Origin of the sequence: Microbacterium sp. 8M (assembly GCF_902506375.1) — a bacterium.
GTDB lineage: Bacteria > Actinomycetota > Actinomycetes > Actinomycetales > Microbacteriaceae > Microbacterium.
On the sequence record NZ_LR733284.1, the window covers coordinates 1,900,973 to 1,916,800 of the forward strand.

At 72.5% G+C, this 15,828-nt stretch carries 13 protein-coding genes; all 13 read left to right on the forward strand.

Features of this window, described 5'->3' with window-relative positions:
* Nucleotides 1–24 precede the first annotated feature (24 nt).
* The 13 genes from pyrR (at nt 25) to AERO9AM_RS09045 (ending at nt 15,808) form a co-directional block, all read left to right on the forward strand.
* Complete coding sequence (gene pyrR / locus AERO9AM_RS08985) at nt 25–564, forward strand: bifunctional pyr operon transcriptional regulator/uracil phosphoribosyltransferase PyrR (RefSeq protein ID WP_159575831.1); 540 nt, start codon at nt 25–27, stop codon at nt 562–564.
* Nucleotides 561–1,574, forward strand: coding sequence for an aspartate carbamoyltransferase catalytic subunit (locus tag AERO9AM_RS08990; RefSeq protein ID WP_159575832.1), 1,014 nt, complete (start codon nt 561–563; stop codon nt 1,572–1,574). Before pyrR ends, AERO9AM_RS08990 begins: the two co-directional genes overlap by 4 nt.
* Complete coding sequence (locus AERO9AM_RS08995; RefSeq protein WP_159577458.1) at nt 1,574–2,881, forward strand: dihydroorotase; 1,308 nt, start codon at nt 1,574–1,576, stop codon at nt 2,879–2,881. The genes AERO9AM_RS08990 and AERO9AM_RS08995 overlap by 1 nt, the downstream gene beginning before the upstream one ends.
* Nucleotides 2,878–3,399, forward strand: coding sequence for a PH-like domain-containing protein (locus AERO9AM_RS09000; RefSeq protein ID WP_159575833.1), 522 nt, complete (start codon nt 2,878–2,880; stop codon nt 3,397–3,399). The genes AERO9AM_RS08995 and AERO9AM_RS09000 overlap by 4 nt, the downstream gene beginning before the upstream one ends.
* Nucleotides 3,396–4,550: a glutamine-hydrolyzing carbamoyl-phosphate synthase small subunit gene (gene carA / locus AERO9AM_RS09005; RefSeq protein ID WP_159575834.1), complete on the forward strand. Its 1,155-nt coding sequence runs from the start codon at nt 3,396–3,398 to the stop codon at nt 4,548–4,550. Before AERO9AM_RS09000 ends, carA begins: the two co-directional genes overlap by 4 nt.
* On the forward strand, nt 4,550–7,837 hold the full coding sequence (gene carB, locus AERO9AM_RS09010; protein WP_159575835.1) for a carbamoyl-phosphate synthase large subunit: 3,288 nt from the start codon (nt 4,550–4,552) through the stop codon (nt 7,835–7,837). The genes carA and carB overlap by 1 nt, the downstream gene beginning before the upstream one ends.
* Nucleotides 7,834–8,721, forward strand: a complete 888-nt coding sequence (gene pyrF / locus AERO9AM_RS09015) for an orotidine-5'-phosphate decarboxylase (protein WP_159575836.1) — start codon at nt 7,834–7,836, stop codon at nt 8,719–8,721. The genes carB and pyrF overlap by 4 nt, the downstream gene beginning before the upstream one ends.
* Nucleotides 8,714–9,628: a guanylate kinase gene (gene gmk, locus AERO9AM_RS09020; protein ID WP_236602551.1), complete on the forward strand. Its 915-nt coding sequence runs from the start codon at nt 8,714–8,716 to the stop codon at nt 9,626–9,628. The genes pyrF and gmk overlap by 8 nt, the downstream gene beginning before the upstream one ends.
* A gap of 79 nt (nt 9,629–9,707) precedes the next feature.
* Nucleotides 9,708–9,962: a DNA-directed RNA polymerase subunit omega gene (gene rpoZ, locus AERO9AM_RS09025; RefSeq protein WP_159575837.1), complete on the forward strand. Its 255-nt coding sequence runs from the start codon at nt 9,708–9,710 to the stop codon at nt 9,960–9,962.
* 133 nt (nt 9,963–10,095) lie between these two features.
* A complete protein-coding gene (metK, locus tag AERO9AM_RS09030) occupies nt 10,096–11,292 on the forward strand; it encodes a methionine adenosyltransferase (protein ID WP_159575838.1) in 1,197 nt (398 codons plus the stop codon).
* Nucleotides 11,293–11,321: 29 nt separating this feature from the next.
* Nucleotides 11,322–13,334, forward strand: a complete 2,013-nt coding sequence (locus AERO9AM_RS09035; protein WP_236602552.1) for a primosomal protein N' — start codon at nt 11,322–11,324, stop codon at nt 13,332–13,334.
* 48 nt (nt 13,335–13,382) lie between these two features.
* The gene (fmt, locus tag AERO9AM_RS09040; protein WP_159575839.1) at nt 13,383–14,333 is read left to right on the forward strand and encodes a methionyl-tRNA formyltransferase; all 951 of its coding nucleotides are present in this window, start codon (nt 13,383–13,385) and stop codon (nt 14,331–14,333) included.
* Entirely contained in the window at nt 14,330–15,808 is a 1,479-nt protein-coding gene (locus AERO9AM_RS09045; protein ID WP_159575840.1) for an RsmB/NOP family class I SAM-dependent RNA methyltransferase, read from the forward strand. Before fmt ends, AERO9AM_RS09045 begins: the two co-directional genes overlap by 4 nt.
* The last annotated feature ends 20 nt before the right edge of the window (nt 15,809–15,828 follow it).

Sequence of the window (15,828 nt, forward strand, 5' to 3'; positions counted from 1 at the left end):
TGAGGCGGAGAAGGGAGCCGGCGAATGAGCGCACGCATCGTGCTGCACGAAGCCGACATCAGGCGCGCCTTGACGCGCATCGCCCACGAGATCCTCGAATCCAACCGGGGAGCTGCGGATCTGGTCCTCCTGGGCATCCCGACCCGCGGGGTCCCGCTCGCCGAGCGCCTCGCGCAGCTGATCAGCGAGATCGCACAGGTCGCCGTTCCGGTGGGAGCACTGGATGTGACGCTGTTCCGCGACGATCTCGCCAAGCACCCCACCCGGTCGCCGCACCGCACGGACATCCCGGCCGGCGGCATCGACGGCAAGACCGTCGTCCTCGTCGACGACGTGCTGTTCTCCGGCCGCAGCATCCGCGCCGCGCTCGACGCGCTGCAGTCGATCGGACGGCCCGCCGTGGTGCGGCTCGCGATCCTCGTCGACCGCGGCCACCGCGAGCTGCCGATCCGTCCCGACTTCGTCGGCAAGAACATCCCGTCCTCGCGCGCCGAGCGCGTGAACGTCCGCCTGCGCGAGGACGACGGCGAGGAGTACGTGTCGATCGAGGGGAGCGACGCATGAGGCATCTGCTCGACACCCGCACACTCGCCCGCGAGGACGCGCTGCGGATCCTCGACATCGCCGAGGACATGGCCGACACCCAGTCCCGCGAGGTGAAGAAGCTGCCGACCCTGCGCGGCAAGACCGTGGTGAACCTGTTCTTCGAGGACTCCACGCGCACCCGCATCTCGTTCGAGGCCGCCGCCAAGCGCCTCTCCGCCGACGTGATCAACTTCGCGGCGAAGGGATCCAGCGTGTCCAAGGGCGAAAGCCTGAAGGACACCGCCCAGACCCTGGAGGCGATCGGCGCCGACGCCGTCGTGGTGCGTCACTCGGCCTCCGGCGCGCCGCGCACCCTCGCCACCAGCGGCTGGATCTCCGCCGGCGTCGTCAACGCCGGCGACGGCACGCACGAGCACCCCACGCAGGCGCTGCTCGACGCGTACACCATCCGCAAACGCCGCTTCGGCGCGGACAGCCGGGGCCGCGACCTGTCCGGCGTGCGCGTCGTGATCGTCGGCGACGTGCTGCACTCGCGCGTCGCCCGCTCCAACGTCTGGCTGCTGTCGACGCTCGGTGCGGACGTCACGCTGGTCACCCCGCCGACGCTGATCCCGCAGGATGTCACCGCCTGGCCCGCCCGGGTGCTCTACGACCTGGACGCGGCGCTGGCCGAGGGGCCGGACGCGGTGATGATGCTGCGGATCCAGCTCGAGCGCATGCAGGCGGCGTTCTTCCCGTCCGAGCGCGAGTACACCCGGCGCTGGGGCCTGGACGCGGCCCGCCTCCGGCTGCTGCCCGACGATACGATCGTGATGCACCCCGGTCCGATGAACCGCGGCCTGGAGATCTCCTCCGATGCCGCTGACTCCGCCCGCTCCACCGTGCTGGAGCAGGTCGCGAACGGCGTGTCCGTGCGGATGGCGGTGCTCTACGTGCTGCTGGCCGGGGAGCGCCCCGCGGCGAGCGAGGAGATCGACATGAACAAGGTTGAGGCGATTAGGGCCGAAGCGAACAGGGGAGACCGATGATGACCGAGAGCCTGCTGTTCCGCGGCGCGAAGATCCTCGGATCCGAATCCGCCGACATCCTCGTGCAGGACGGCCTGATCGCCGAGGTCGGCTCCGGCCTCTCCGCCACCGGAGCCCGGGTCATCGACGCCGACGGGCTCGTCGCCCTGCCGGGCCTCGTCGACCTGCACACCCACCTGCGCGAGCCCGGCTACGAAGCGAGCGAGACCGTGCTCTCCGGCACCCGGGCCGCGGCTTCGGGCGGTTTCACGGCCGTCTTCGCGATGCCCAACACCTCTCCCGTGGCGGACTCGGCCGGCGTCGTCGAGCAGGAGCTCGCCCTCGGCGAGGCCGCCGGCTACGCGACGGTCCAGCCGATCGGCGCGGTCACCGTCGGGCAGAAGGGGGAGCGGCTCGCCGAGCTCGGCGCGATGGCCTCCTCCCGCGCGAACGTGCGCGTGTTCAGCGACGACGGCTTCTGCGTGTGGGATCCGCTCATCATGCGCCGCGCGCTCGAGTACGTGAAGGCGTTCGACGGCGTCATCGCGCAGCACGCCCAGGATCCGCGGCTCACCGAGGGCGCCCAGCTGAACGAGGGCGCCGTGTCGGCGGAACTGGGTCTGGCGGGCTGGCCCGCGGTGGCCGAGGAGTCGATCATCGCGCGCGACATCCTGCTCGCCGAGCACGTCGGGTCCCGCCTGCACGTCTGCCACCTCTCCACCGCCGGATCCGTCGAGCTGATCCGCTGGGCGAAGAAGCGCGGGGTCGCCGTGACCGCCGAGGTCACGCCGCACCACCTGCTGCTGACCGACGAGCTGGCCCGCGGGTACGACGCGCGGTTCAAGGTCAACCCGCCGCTGCGCACCCAGGAGGACGTCCTCGCGGTGCGCGAGGGCCTCGCCGACGGCACGATCGACATCGTCGCGACCGACCACGCCCCGCACCCGAGCGAGGCGAAGGCCTGCGAGTGGCAGGCCGCCGCGAACGGCATGGTCGGACTGGAGTCCGCACTGCGCGTGGTGCACCAGGCCATGGTCCAGACCGGGCTGCTGGACTGGGCGGACGTCGCTCGCGTCATGAGCGCCGCGCCCGCGCGCATCGGTTCGCTCGCCGGGCACGGCACGCCGATCGCGGCAGGGCAGCCCGCGGAGTTCACGCTCTACGACGCGGACGCCGAGGGCGTGTTCGCCGAGGCGGACCTGCACGGCCAGAGCACGAACTCGCCCTACCTGGGGCGCGAACTGCCGGGAAGCGTGCGCTGGACCGTGCACCGCGGCTACGTGACGCTCGAGGACGGCGTGCTCGCGACGCTCGAGGGTCGCTCGTGAACCAGCAGCTCGCGGGTGCGATCGTGCTCGGGGTGGCCGTGCTGCTCATCCTCGCCGGCGTGCTGGCGTGGCGGGCGCGGCTGCGCCGGGACTCGGGCCTCACCGCGCCGATCGGGGTGCCCGAGCACGCCGAGGTCCTCGCCCGCTACGAGACGCTGTACGTGGCGACGACGAAGCACGACCACTCCCTCGAGCGCCTCGCGGTGCGCCCCCTCGTCTACCGTGCCCGCGGCGAACTCGCGATCACCGACCGCGGCGCGGTCCTGAGTCTGGACGGCTCGCCGACCGTGTTCCTCGCGACGGCGCGCCTCGTCGCCGCGGACCGGGCCACGGTCACCATCGACCGCGCCGTCGAACCGGGCGGGCTGATCCGCCTGGTCTGGCGCACCGACGACGGCACGCTCGTCGACAGCTACCTCCGTATCACCGGCGACCTGGGCCACGCTGACGCCCAGGGCGCCGCGCTCACCGACCTGCAGCGCCTGTGCGCTGGCTCCGAGACGGGAGACTCCGAATGACCCTTTCCCACGACTCCGCCGTGCTCGTCCTCGAGGACGGCACGCGCCACGTCGGGCGCGCCTACGGCGCCCGCGGCACCACCCTCGGCGAGGTCGTCTTCGCCACCGGCATGTCCGGGTACCAGGAGACGCTCACCGACCCGTCCTACGCAGGGCAGATCGTCCTGCAGACCGCGCCGCACATCGGCAACACCGGGATGAACGACGAGGATCCCGAGTCCCGCCGTATCTGGGTCGCCGGATACATCGTGCGCGACCCCTCGCGCGTCGTGTCGAACTGGCGGGCGAACAGCTCCCTCGACGACACCCTGGTGCGCGACGGGATCGTCGGCATCAGCGGCATCGACACCCGCGCTGTCACCCGGCACATCCGCTCCGCCGGATCCATGCGCGGCGGAATCTTCTCGGGAGCCGACGCCGCGCTGGACGCCGACGAGCAGCTGCGCCTCGTCACCGAGGCGCCCGAGATGGCCGGCCAGAACCTGTCCGCGCAGGTCTCGGTCTCCGTCGCCGAGGTCACGCCCTCCACCGCCGCAGAGCGGATCGGCAACCTGGCGGTGCTCGACCTCGGCGTCAAGCAGTCCACGCTCGACAACCTGGCCGCACGCGGCTTCGACGTGCACGTGCTGCCGCAGTCCTCGACCTTCGAGGACATCATGGCGGTCGAGCCGGTCGCGGTGTTCTACTCGAACGGCCCGGGGGACCCCTCGGCGTCGGACGCGCAGGTGGCGGTGCTCCGCGAGGTGCTCGACGCGGGCCTGCCGTACTTCGGCATCTGCTTCGGCAACCAGCTGTTCGGGCGCGCGCTCGGACTCGGCACCTACAAGCTCACCTTCGGACACCGCGGCATCAACCAGCCGGTGCTGGACAAGGCCACCGGCCGCGTCGAGATCACCGCGCACAACCACGGCTTCGCGGTCGAGGCGCCCGTCGAGGGCTCCTTCGACAGCCCGCACGGCTACGGCAAGGTCGAGGTCAGCCACGTCGGCCTCAACGACCAGGTGGTCGAGGGTCTGCGCGCCCTTGACATCCCGGCCTTCTCGGTGCAGTACCACCCCGAGGCCGCCGCCGGCCCGCACGACGCCAACTACCTCTTCGACCGTTTCCGCGACGTCGTCGTCGCCCACCTCGCAAAGAAGGACAGCAAGTAATGCCCAAGCGCGACGATATCCACTCCGTCCTCGTCATCGGATCCGGTCCGATCGTCATCGGTCAGGCCTGCGAGTTCGACTACTCCGGCACCCAGGCCTGCCGGGTGCTCCGCGAGGAGGGCGTCCGCGTCATCCTCGTGAACTCCAACCCGGCCACGATCATGACCGACCCCGACTTCGCCGACGCCACCTACATCGAGCCGATCACCCCCGAGGTCATCGAGACGATCATCGCCAAGGAGAAGCCGGACGCGATCCTGCCGACCCTCGGCGGGCAGACCGCGCTGAACGCCGCGATGGCCCTCCACGAGCGCGGCATCCTGGAGAAGTACGGCGTCGAGCTCATCGGCGCCAAGGTCGACGCCATCCAGAAGGGCGAGGACCGGCAGATCTTCAAGCAGCTCGTGTTGGACGCCGGCGCCGACGTCGCGGCATCCGTGATCTGCCACACCATGGACGAGCTGCTCGCCGGCGCCGAGAAGCTCGGCTACCCGCTGGTCGTGCGCCCCTCGTTCACGATGGGCGGACTCGGATCCGGCTTCGCTTTCGACGAGGAGGACCTGCGCCGCATCGGCGGGGCGGGCCTGCACGACTCGCCCACCACCGAGGTGCTCCTCGAGGAGTCGATCCTCGGCTGGAAGGAGTACGAGCTCGAGCTCATGCGCGACACCGCCGATAACACGGTCGTCGTGTGCTCGATCGAGAACGTCGACCCCGTCGGCGTGCACACCGGCGACTCGATCACGGTCGCTCCGGCGCTCACGCTGACCGACCGCGAGTACCAGAACCTCCGCAACATCGGCATCGACATCATCCGCGCCGTGGGCGTCGACACCGGCGGCTGCAACATCCAGTTCGCCGTGAACCCGGAGAACGGCCGCGTCATCGTGATCGAGATGAACCCGCGTGTGTCGCGCTCCTCGGCGCTGGCGTCGAAGGCGACCGGCTTCCCGATCGCCAAGCTCGCCGCCAAGCTCGCGCTCGGCTACCGCCTCGACGAGATCCCCAACGACATCACCGGCGTGACCCCGGCGAGCTTCGAGCCCACGCTCGACTACGTGGTCGTCAAGGCGCCCCGGTTCGCCTTCGAGAAGTTCCCCGCTGCAGACGCCACGCTCACGACCACCATGAAGTCGGTCGGCGAGGCGATGGCGATCGGACGGAACTACACCACGGCGCTGCAGAAGGCGCTGCGGTCGCTGGAGAAGCGCGGGTCCTCGTTCCACTGGGGCGAGGAGCCCCGCTCGGTCGAGGAGCTCCTCGAGGTCTCGAAGACGCCGACCGACGGCCGCATCGTCGTCGTGCAGCAGGCGCTGCGCAAGGGCGCGACGATCGAGCAGGCGTTCGCGGCCACCGCGATCGACCCCTGGTTCCTCGACCAGATCGTCCTCATCAACGAGGTCGCCGAGCAGATCCGCACCGCGCCGGAACTCGACGCGGAGATCCTCCGCCTCGGCAAGGATCACGGCTTCTCGGATGCGCAGTTCGCGCAGCTGCGCGGGCTCACGGAGGACGAGGTGCGCGGCGTCCGGCACGCGCTCGGGGTGCGCCCGGTCTACAAGACCGTCGACACGTGCGCGGGGGAGTTCCCTGCCCTCACGCCGTACCACTACTCGAGCTACGACAGCGAGACCGAGGTCACGCCCTCCGACCGCTCCAAGGTGGTCATCATCGGATCCGGCCCGAACCGCATCGGACAGGGCGTCGAGTTCGACTACTCCTGCGTGCATGCGTCGTTCGCCCTGTCGGAGGCCGGCTTCGAGACCGTCATGGTCAACTGCAACCCGGAGACCGTCTCCACGGACTACGACACCTCGGACCGGCTGTACTTCGAGCCGCTGACCCTCGAGGACGTGCTGGAGGTTCTGCACGCCGAGGCGCAGAGCGGACAGATCCTCGGGGTCGTCTGCCAGCTCGGCGGTCAGACGCCGCTGGGGCTCGCGAAGGGCATCGAGGCCGCCGGGTACACGGTGCTCGGCACCAGCCCCGAAGCCATCGACCTCGCCGAGGAGCGGGAGCTGTTCTCGCGTCTGCTCGATGACGCCGGACTCGTGGCGCCCCGCAACGGCACCGCGATCGACGTCGAGGGCGCCGTCGCGGTGGCCGAGGAGATCGGCTACCCCGTGCTGGTGCGCCCGAGCTTCGTGCTCGGCGGCCGCGGCATGGAGATCGTGTACTCGACCGAGGCGCTGCGCGACTACTTCGTGCGCACCGCGGGCGAGGTCGTCATCGAGGAGGGCAAGCCCCTGCTCGTGGACCGCTTCCTCGATGACGCGATCGAGATCGACGTGGACGCCCTGTACGACGGATCCGAGCTCTACATCGGCGGCGTCATGGAGCACCTCGAGGAGGCCGGCATCCACTCCGGCGACTCGAGCTGCACGCTGCCCCCGGTCTCGCTCGGACGGACCGACATCGACCGGGTGCGCGAGGCGACCCTCGCGATCGCCGAGGGCGTGGGCGTGCGGGGCCTCTTGAACGTGCAGTTCGCGATCAGCGCCGGTGTCCTGTACGTCATCGAGGCGAACCCCCGGGCGAGCCGCACCGTGCCGTTCGTGTCCAAGGCGCTGGGCATCCCGCTGGCCAAGGCCGCGAGCCGCATCATGGCCGGCGCCACGATCGACGAGCTCAAGTCCGAAGGCCTGCTGCCGGAGAACGATGGATCCCGGGTGCCGCTCGGCTCCCCGGTGTCGGTCAAGGAGGCCGTGCTGCCGTTCAAGCGGTTCCGCACCGCCGACGGCCGCATCGTCGACTCGGTGCTGGGCCCGGAGATGCGCTCGACCGGTGAGGTGATGGGCATCGACCGCGACTTCCCGACCGCGTTCGCGAAGAGCCAGGCGGCGGCCTACGGCGGCACGCCCACCTCGGGCACCGTGTTCATCTCGGTCGCCGACGCCGACAAGCGCGCCGTGATCCTGCCCGCGCACCGGCTGCACCAGCTCGGCTTCACGATCGTCGCCACGGCGGGCACGGCCGAGATCCTGTCCCGCAACGGCATCCCGGTGACCGTCGTCGAGAAGTACAGCGAGACGCAGGCCTCGGGGGAGACGAACATCGTCGACCTCATCGATCAGGGCGCGATCGACATCATCGTGAACACGCCCTCGGGAGGCGCGGCGCGCGCGGACGGCTACGAGATCCGCGCTGCCGCGGTCGCCGCGGACAAGGCGCTGTTCACGACCATCGCGACGCTCGGCGCCGCGGTGAGCGGGATGGATGCGGCGGACAAGGGCTTCGCGGTGCGCAGCCTCCAGGAGTACGCTCACGACCGTCTGGCCCGGGTATGAACCCCAGCTTCGGCTCCCGGCTCCGATCCGCGCTCGACGAGCACGGGCCGCTCTGCGTGGGCATCGACCCGCACGAGGCGCTCCTGGACGCCTGGGACCTGCCGCAGAGCGCCGAGGGCGTCCGCGCGTTCGGGCTGACGGTGGTGGAGGCCGCCGCCGGCCGCGCGGGCGTGGTCAAGCCGCAGGTGTCGTTCTTCGAACGGTTCGGATCCCGCGGCTTCGCGGCCCTGGAGGACGTGATGTCCGCCGCGCGCAGCGCAGGCCTGCTCGTGGTCGCGGACGCCAAGCGCGGCGACATCGGCACCACCATGGCCGGGTACGCACAGGCGTGGCTGGAGCCGGGTGCGCCACTCGAGGCGGACGCGCTCACGATCAGCCCCTACCTGGGCGGCGGCTCGCTGACCGAGGCGATCACGCGCGCACTGCCCGTGGGCAAGGGCGTGTTCGTCCTCGCCGCGACGAGTAACCCGGAGGGCGCCGCCGTGCAGCAGGCGCGAGTCGCGGCGGAACCTGCGGGTCCGGCTGACGAGACCGTCGCGCTGCGGGTGACCCGCGATGTGACCGCCCTCGACGCGGCGGGGCCGGCGCTTCGCGCGATGGACCCCTCGGTCCGCGCTCTCGGGTCGGTGGGTCTGGTCGTCGGCGCAACGATCGACCGCGCCGCTTTCGCGCTCGACGACGACACGCTGCGCACGGTGCCGCTGCTCGCGCCGGGTTTCGGCGCGCAGGGCGCCGCGCCTGGGGATCTGCGGTCGAGATTCGGTACGCTGGCAGGTAACGTCCTGGCTTCCGAGAGCCGGAGCATCCTGTCCGCCGGTCCGGACCGGATCGCAGCGACGATCGAAGAGCGCGCCGCGCGCTACCAGGAGGTCATGGGTGGTTGAACCGGCAGGGCGCGTGGTGCCCGAGGTCGATCGCGTCGCCGCCGCTCGCCGAGCGGTCGAGCGCCGGCGGGCGCGGGCGTCGTTGAAGCGGGATCTGACCATGCGCGTCGTCGCGCCGCAGGACGTGCTGGAGGCGGCAGCGGCCGATCCGAACTCGACCGCGGGCACGCTGCGCGTGCCGGACTTCCTCACCGCCCTGCCCGCGATCGGCGCCGGCAAGCGCGACCGGATCCTCGCCGACCTGCACATCTCGCCGGTCAAGCGGCTCGGCGGGCTCGGCGTGCGGCAGCAGCAGGCGCTGCGAGCCTGGGTCGACGCGCGCTTCCCTCTGCCGAAGCCGCGTGCGGGCCGCAGCCGGCTGCTGGTGCTCGCCGGCCCCACCGCCGTGGGCAAGGGCACCGTGGCCGCGTACATCCGGGAGCACTATCCCGAGATCCACCTCTCCGTGTCGGCGACCACCCGCGCTCCCCGGCCGGGCGAGCAGGACGGCGTGCACTACTTCTTCGTGGACGACGCCGAGTTCGACCGGATGATCGCCGAGGGGGAGCTGCTCGAGTACGCGACCGTGCACAACAAATTCCGTTACGGCACGCCGCGCAAGCCGATCGAGCAGGCCCTCGCCGACGGCAGGACCGTGCTGCTCGAGATCGACCTGCAGGGCGCACGACAGGTGCGTGCCGCGGATCCGTCCGCGAACCTCGTTTTCCTGCTGCCCCCGTCCTGGGATGAACTCGTGCAGCGGCTCGTGGGCCGGGGCACCGAGGACGCCGAGGAGCGGGCGCGCCGACTACGCACCGCGAAGGTCGAGCTGGCGTCGCAGAGCGAGTTCGATCACCGCGTGGTCAACGAGGACGTCGCCACCGCCGCCCGCGAGGTCGTAGAATTGACCTCAGACTCTGCGCGCTAGCGGTCCCTGAGCTTGTCGAAGGGCCGGCGCGCCCGCATTCTTCACCGCGACGCACGTCGCCAGACTCAGGAGGTCCACCATGGCCGGAAACAACCAGGGCATCATCGACCCGCCGATCGACAACCTCCTCGAGCGCGTCTCGTCGAAGTACGAGCTCGTGATCTACGCCGCCAAGCGCGCGCGTCAGATCAACGACTACTACTCGGATCTGCACGAGGGCAACCTGTTCGACAACGTGGGTCCGCTGGTCGACTCCTCCGTCGAGGACAAGCCGCTGACCATCGCGCTGCACGAGATCAACGAGGACAAGCTCCGCATCCGCCACGCGGACTGAGCCGACTGTTTCGGAGCCGCCGTCATCCTTTTCCAGGATGTCGGCGGCTCCGTCCATACTGGGGTCGGACGTCCGCCCCGCACCCGGGGCCGATCCCGCCCCGCCACCCGCCCTGCACACCTAGGGAGCACCGATGAGCGCGCTGCGTCTGTTCACCTCCGAGTCCGTCACCGAGGGACACCCGGACAAGATCTGCGACCAGATCTCCGACTCGATCCTGGACGGACTGCTCGCGGTGGACACCGGCGCGCGGGTCGCGGTGGAGACGCTGGTGACGACCGGCCTGGTGCACGTCGCCGGCGAGATCCGCACCTCCGGGTACGTCGACATCCCCACGATCGTGCGGGACGTGGTCAACGGGATCGGCTACACCTCCAGCGACACGGGCTTCGACGGCTCGTCCTGCGGCGTCAGCGTGTCGGTCGGGGAGCAGTCCGCCGACATCGCGAGCGGCGTCGACCAGGCGCAGGAGCACCGCCAGGGCGGCTCGTCCGATCCCCGCGATCTCCTCGGTGCGGGCGACCAGGGCATCATGTTCGGGTTCGCGACCACCGAGACGCCGCAGCTGATGCCGATGGCGGCGTGGACCGCGCACCGTCTCGCGGAGCGGCTCACCCAGGTGCGCCGCGACGGCACGCTGCCGTTCCTGCGCCCCGACGGCAAGACCCAGGTGACCCTCGGCTATGACGGCTTCACGCCGAAGACCGTGGACACCGTGGTGCTCTCCACCCAGCACAACCCCGACATCTCCCAGGAGGAGCTGCAGGCCCTGGTCCGCGAGCACGTGATCGACCCGGTGCTCGCCACGACCGGGCTCGATCTGGACGGCATGAAGGCCCCGTACATCAACCCGGCCGGCCCCTTCGTGACGGGCGGGCCCAAGGGCGACGCCGGCCTCACCGGGCGCAAGATCATCATCGACACGTACGGCGGCGCGGCGCGCCACGGCGGCGGCGCGTTCAGCGGCAAGGATCCGTCCAAGGTCGACCGCTCCGGCGCGTACGCGATGCGGTGGGTCGCCAAGAACGCGGTGGCCGCGGGGCTCGCCGACCGTCTCGAGGTGCAGGTCGCGTACGCGATCGGCGTCGCTCAGCCGGTGGGATTGTACGTGGAGACGTTCGGCACCGGGAAGGTCGACGACGAGATCATCACGCGGGCGATCCGCGAGGTGTTCGACCTGCGCCCGCAGGCGATCATCGAGGAGCTGGATCTGCTGCGCCCGATCTACGCCGCGACAGCCGCCTACGGGCACTTCGGGCGCGAGCTGCCGGAGTTCACCTGGGAGCGGACGAACCGCGCGGAGGACCTGCGCCGGGCCGCCGGCCTCTGAACCCGCGTTCGGAACGGCAGGACCCGCTCGTGCCCCGACCGATCGCCCGGGTGCTGCTGGACTCGCCGGTCCCGCAGCTGGATCGCCTGTTCGACTACGCGATCCCGGAGGAGCTTTCCGGCCAGACGCTGCCCGGCGTGCGCGTGCGGGTGCCGCTGCGCTCCGCGGGACGCATGGTCGACGCGTTCGTCGTCGAACTGGCCGTGGAGGACGACGACGCCCGCTCGCTCGCCGAGATCGAAGCCGTCGTCTCCCTGGCGCAGGTCTTGCCGGAACGGCTCTACACCCTCGCCCGCCGCGTCGCCGACCGGGCCGCGGGCGGCGCATCCGACGTGCTGCGGCTGATCGTGCCCAAGCGCCAGGTGCGCGTGGAGAAGGCGTGGCTCGCCGCCGGGGCGGAGAGGCCCGGGCAGCTCGACGACTCGGGGGAGCCGCACGGCGCCGCGCCCGCCGACGCCCCGCCCGTCGACGCACCGGTCGCGGCTTCGGCGGAGGTGGGCGCGACGATCGCCCAGTACGCCGGCCTCGCCGAAGTCCTCGCCGAGAAGGGACGTGCGGCGGTCGAGGCGATCCCGCGGCTCGCCGCCGACGGGCTGCCGGAATGGACGCGACTGCTGGCCGCGGCCGGCGCGCGGACGTTCGCCGCGGGGGAGTCGGCGATCCTCGTGGTGCCCGACTACCGCGACCTGGATCTGCTGCTCGCCGCCCTGGACGCGCTGGCGCCGGGTGCTCCCGTCGCCCGGCTCGACTCGCGCCAGAGCGGGCCCGACCGCTACCGCGCCTACCTGCGCACGCTCGAGGACGCGCCGTGCATCGTGGTGGGCAACCGCTCGGCCGCCTACGCCCCCGTGCGGGCCGGTCTCGTCGTGGTGTGGGACGACGGAGACGGACTGCTCGCCGAGCCGCTGGCTCCCGGCGTGCACGCGCGGGATGTGGCGCTGCTGCGGCAGGAGCAGGAGGGATCCGCGCTGCTGTTCGCCGGGCACAGCCGTACGACCGACGTCGAGCGGCTCGTCGAGACGGGGTGGTGCCGCGCGATCGCGGCCGAGCGCCGGCTGTTGCCGCGGATCGTGCTCGACTCCGCCGAGGATCTGGATCGGCGCGGCCAGCGGCTGCCGTCGCGCGCGTTCCTCACCGCGCGCGAGGCCGCGGCGACCGGTCCGGTGCTGCTGCAGGTCGCCCGCCCCGGCTTCTCACCGACCCTCGTCTGCGCATCGTGCCGCGCACCGGCCCGCTGCCGCTCCTGCGGTGGCCCGCTCGGCGCCGCTCACCGTGGCGCGACCCCCGTGTGCGGATGGTGCGGCCGCGACGCACGGGCGTGGGCGTGCGGCTCCTGCGGCGGGGAGACCGTGCGGCTGGCGGCATCGGGCAGCGAGCGCACCGCGGAGGAGCTCGGGCGCGCGTTCCCCGGCATCCGGGTGATCGTCGCGGACGGCGCCCACCCGGTGGACCGGGTGAGCGCGAAGCCGGCGCTGGTCGTCGCGACCCGCGGAGCGGAGCCGCTCGCGGAGGGCGGCTATCGCGCGGTCGTGCTGCTCGACGGCTCCCGGATGCTGCAGGCGCCGGAGCTGCGCATCGGCGAGTCCTGCCTGCGTTGGTGGTCGAACGCCGCAGCCCTGGCGGCGCCGGGTGCGCCGGTGCACCTCGTGGGCGTCGACGGCCCCGTCGCCCGCGCCCTCGCCACCTGGTCGCAGGCCGGCTACGCCCGGGCCGAGCTCGCCGAGCGCGCACCGCTGCGGATGCCTCCGACGGTGCGCGTCGCACAGCTGGAGGGCACCGCCGCCGGCGTCCGGCGCGCCCTCGACGACCTCGGCGCCCTGCACCTGCCCCCGGACGCGGTGCTGGGCCCTGTGCCCATCGAGGGCGATCCCGACGCCCGCGAGCGCGCCCTGGTGCGCTTCCCCTATGCCGAAGGAGCGCGGGTCGCCGCCACCCTGCGCGCCGCCGTGGTCGCCGAGGCCATGGGCCGTCGGCGGGGCCGCGGCCGCACTGCACGGACTACGCTCTCCGTGAGGCTCGACATCACCGAACCCGACCTCTGACCCGGCCGCTCGTCAGGAGCGCCCGCAGCACCTTCCGAAGGACCTTCCATGCGCCTCGTCTTCGCCGGCACCCCGGCGGCCGCCGTGCCCACCCTCCGCCTGCTCGCCGCTCAGCACGAGATCGTCGCCGTGGTGACCCGTCCGGACGCGCCCCTGGGCCGCAAGCGCGTGCTCACGCCCTCCCCGGTCGCTCAGGAGGCCGACGCCCTCGGCATCCCGGTGATCAAGGCCGCACGCCTGGACGACGACGCGACGGCCTGGATCGCCGACCTCCGCCCTGAACTGGGCGTCATCGTCGCTTACGGCGGGCTCGTGCGCGAGCCGCTGCTCAGCACGCCCGTGCACGGCTGGATCAACCTGCACTTCTCGCTGCTGCCGGCCTGGCGCGGCGCGGCACCGGTGCAGCGTGCCCTCATCGCCGGCGACGAGGAGCTCGGCGCCACCGTGTTCCAGCTCGTGCCGGCCCTCGACGCGGGCGACGTGCACGCTGCGCGGGTGTTCCCCGTGCCGGAGGACGCGACGGCCGACGAGGCGCTCGCCTCGCTCGCGGAGGACGGCGCGCAGCTCACCGCGGAGGCGGTCGCCGCGATCGCCGACGGCACCGCCCGGCCTGTGCCGCAGCAGGGGGAGCCCACGCATGCGGCGAAGCTCGACCTCGCCGACGGCGTGCTGCACTGGGATGAGCCCGCCGAAGCCGTGTTCGCCCGCTACCGCGGGGTCACGAGCGAACCCGGCGCGCACACGACGATCGACGGCGCTCCACTGAAGGTGCGTGAGCTCGCCCGGGCGGCCGGCGCGGATCCGCTGCCCCCGGGCGCACTGCGGGGCGTGAAGGGCGGTGTGCTCGTCGGGACCGGCAGCGAGCCGCTGCTGCTCGTGCGGGTGCAGCCCGCGGGCAAGGCGGCGATGGCGGCGGCGGACTGGTTCCGGGGGCTGCGCGTCGCCGACGGGGAGACTGTACGCCTCGGGGCGGGCGACGAGCCGAGCGTGGCCCGATGAGCGCCGAGGGGCGGCAGAACCGCGACGATCGCCGGGCCCCGCAGGGGCGTCCCGATCACGGAGGCCCCCGCGGACGGGCCGGCACCCGCGGGGGCGGACAGCGCGCGCGCAGCCGGGAGGTGCAGCCGGCGCGCCGCGTGGCCTACGACGTGATCCGAGCGGTGAGCACGTCCGACGCCTACGCGAACCTGCTGCTGCCCGGCGCGATCCGTGAGGCCGGGCTGAGCGGCGCGGACGCCGCACTGGCGACGGAGCTGGCGTACGGGACGCTCCGGCAGCTCGGCACGTACGACGCGATCATCGCGCATGCGGCGGGGCGCGAGGTGGCGAGCATCGATCCGCCCGTGCTCGATGCGCTGCGCCTCGGCGCGCACCAGCTGCTCGCCACGCGCGTCGCGGCCCACGCCGCGGTGAACGAGACGGTGAACCTCGTCGCCGTTCACGCCGGGCGCGGGGCCGCAGGCTTCGCGAACGCCGTGCTCCGCGCGATCGCGGCGCGTACACAGGAGGAGTGGCTGGACGTGGTGACGGCGGCCGCGCGCTCGGACGACGAGCGCCTGGGCCTGCGGTTCGCCCACCCGGTGTGGATCATCCGGGCGCTCCGGCGCGCCCTCGCTGCGGAGGGCAGGGAGGACGAGCTGACCGCGCTCCTCGTCGCGGACAACGCGGCTCCCGAGGTGACGCTCGCGGCGCTGCCCGGTCTCGCCGAGACGCGGGAGCCACGGCGTCCGTACGCTCCGACGGCCTTCGGATCCGCGGGCGGAGACCCCGGCGCCGTCGTCGCGGCGGAGAAGGGGCGCGTGCGGGTGCAGGACGAGGGATCCCAGCTCGTCGCGCTGGCCCTGGTCGGCGCCCGGCCGGTCGCGCCGGGGGAGCGCTGGCTGGATCTGTGTGCGGGCCCGGGAGGGAAGACCGCGCTGCTCGCCGCAGAGGCGCTGCGCTCCGGTGCGACCCTGGACGCGAACGAAGTGGTGCCGGCGCGCGCCGGCCTGGTGCGCAAGGCCGTCGCCCCGGTGCCGCTCGACGTCGCCGTCGCCGAGGAGGACGGACGCGTCCTCGCCGCCGAGCGCCCCGAGGCCTACGACCGGATCCTGCTCGATGCCCCGTGCACCGGGCTCGGTGCACTGCGCCGGCGTCCGGAGGCGCGCTGGCGCAAGACCGCCGCCGACGTCCCGGAGCTCGCCACGCTCCAGGAGGAGCTGCTCGCCGCGGCTCTGGGCGCGCTGAAACCCGGCGGCCTCCTCGCTTACGTCACCTGCTCGCCGCACCTGGCGGAGACCGCGGCCGTGGTGCAGACCGTCCTGCGCGAGCGCGATGACGTGCATGAACTGGACGCCCGCGAGGTCCTGCGCACAGTCTCGCGCAGCGAGATCGACCTCCCCACGCCGGCGGGCGGATCCGGGCACGTCCAGCTGTGGCCGCACCGCCACGGCACCGACGCGATGTTCCTGTCCCTGCTGCGCAAGGACGGCTGATCGGGCGGCAGCGCTCGTCC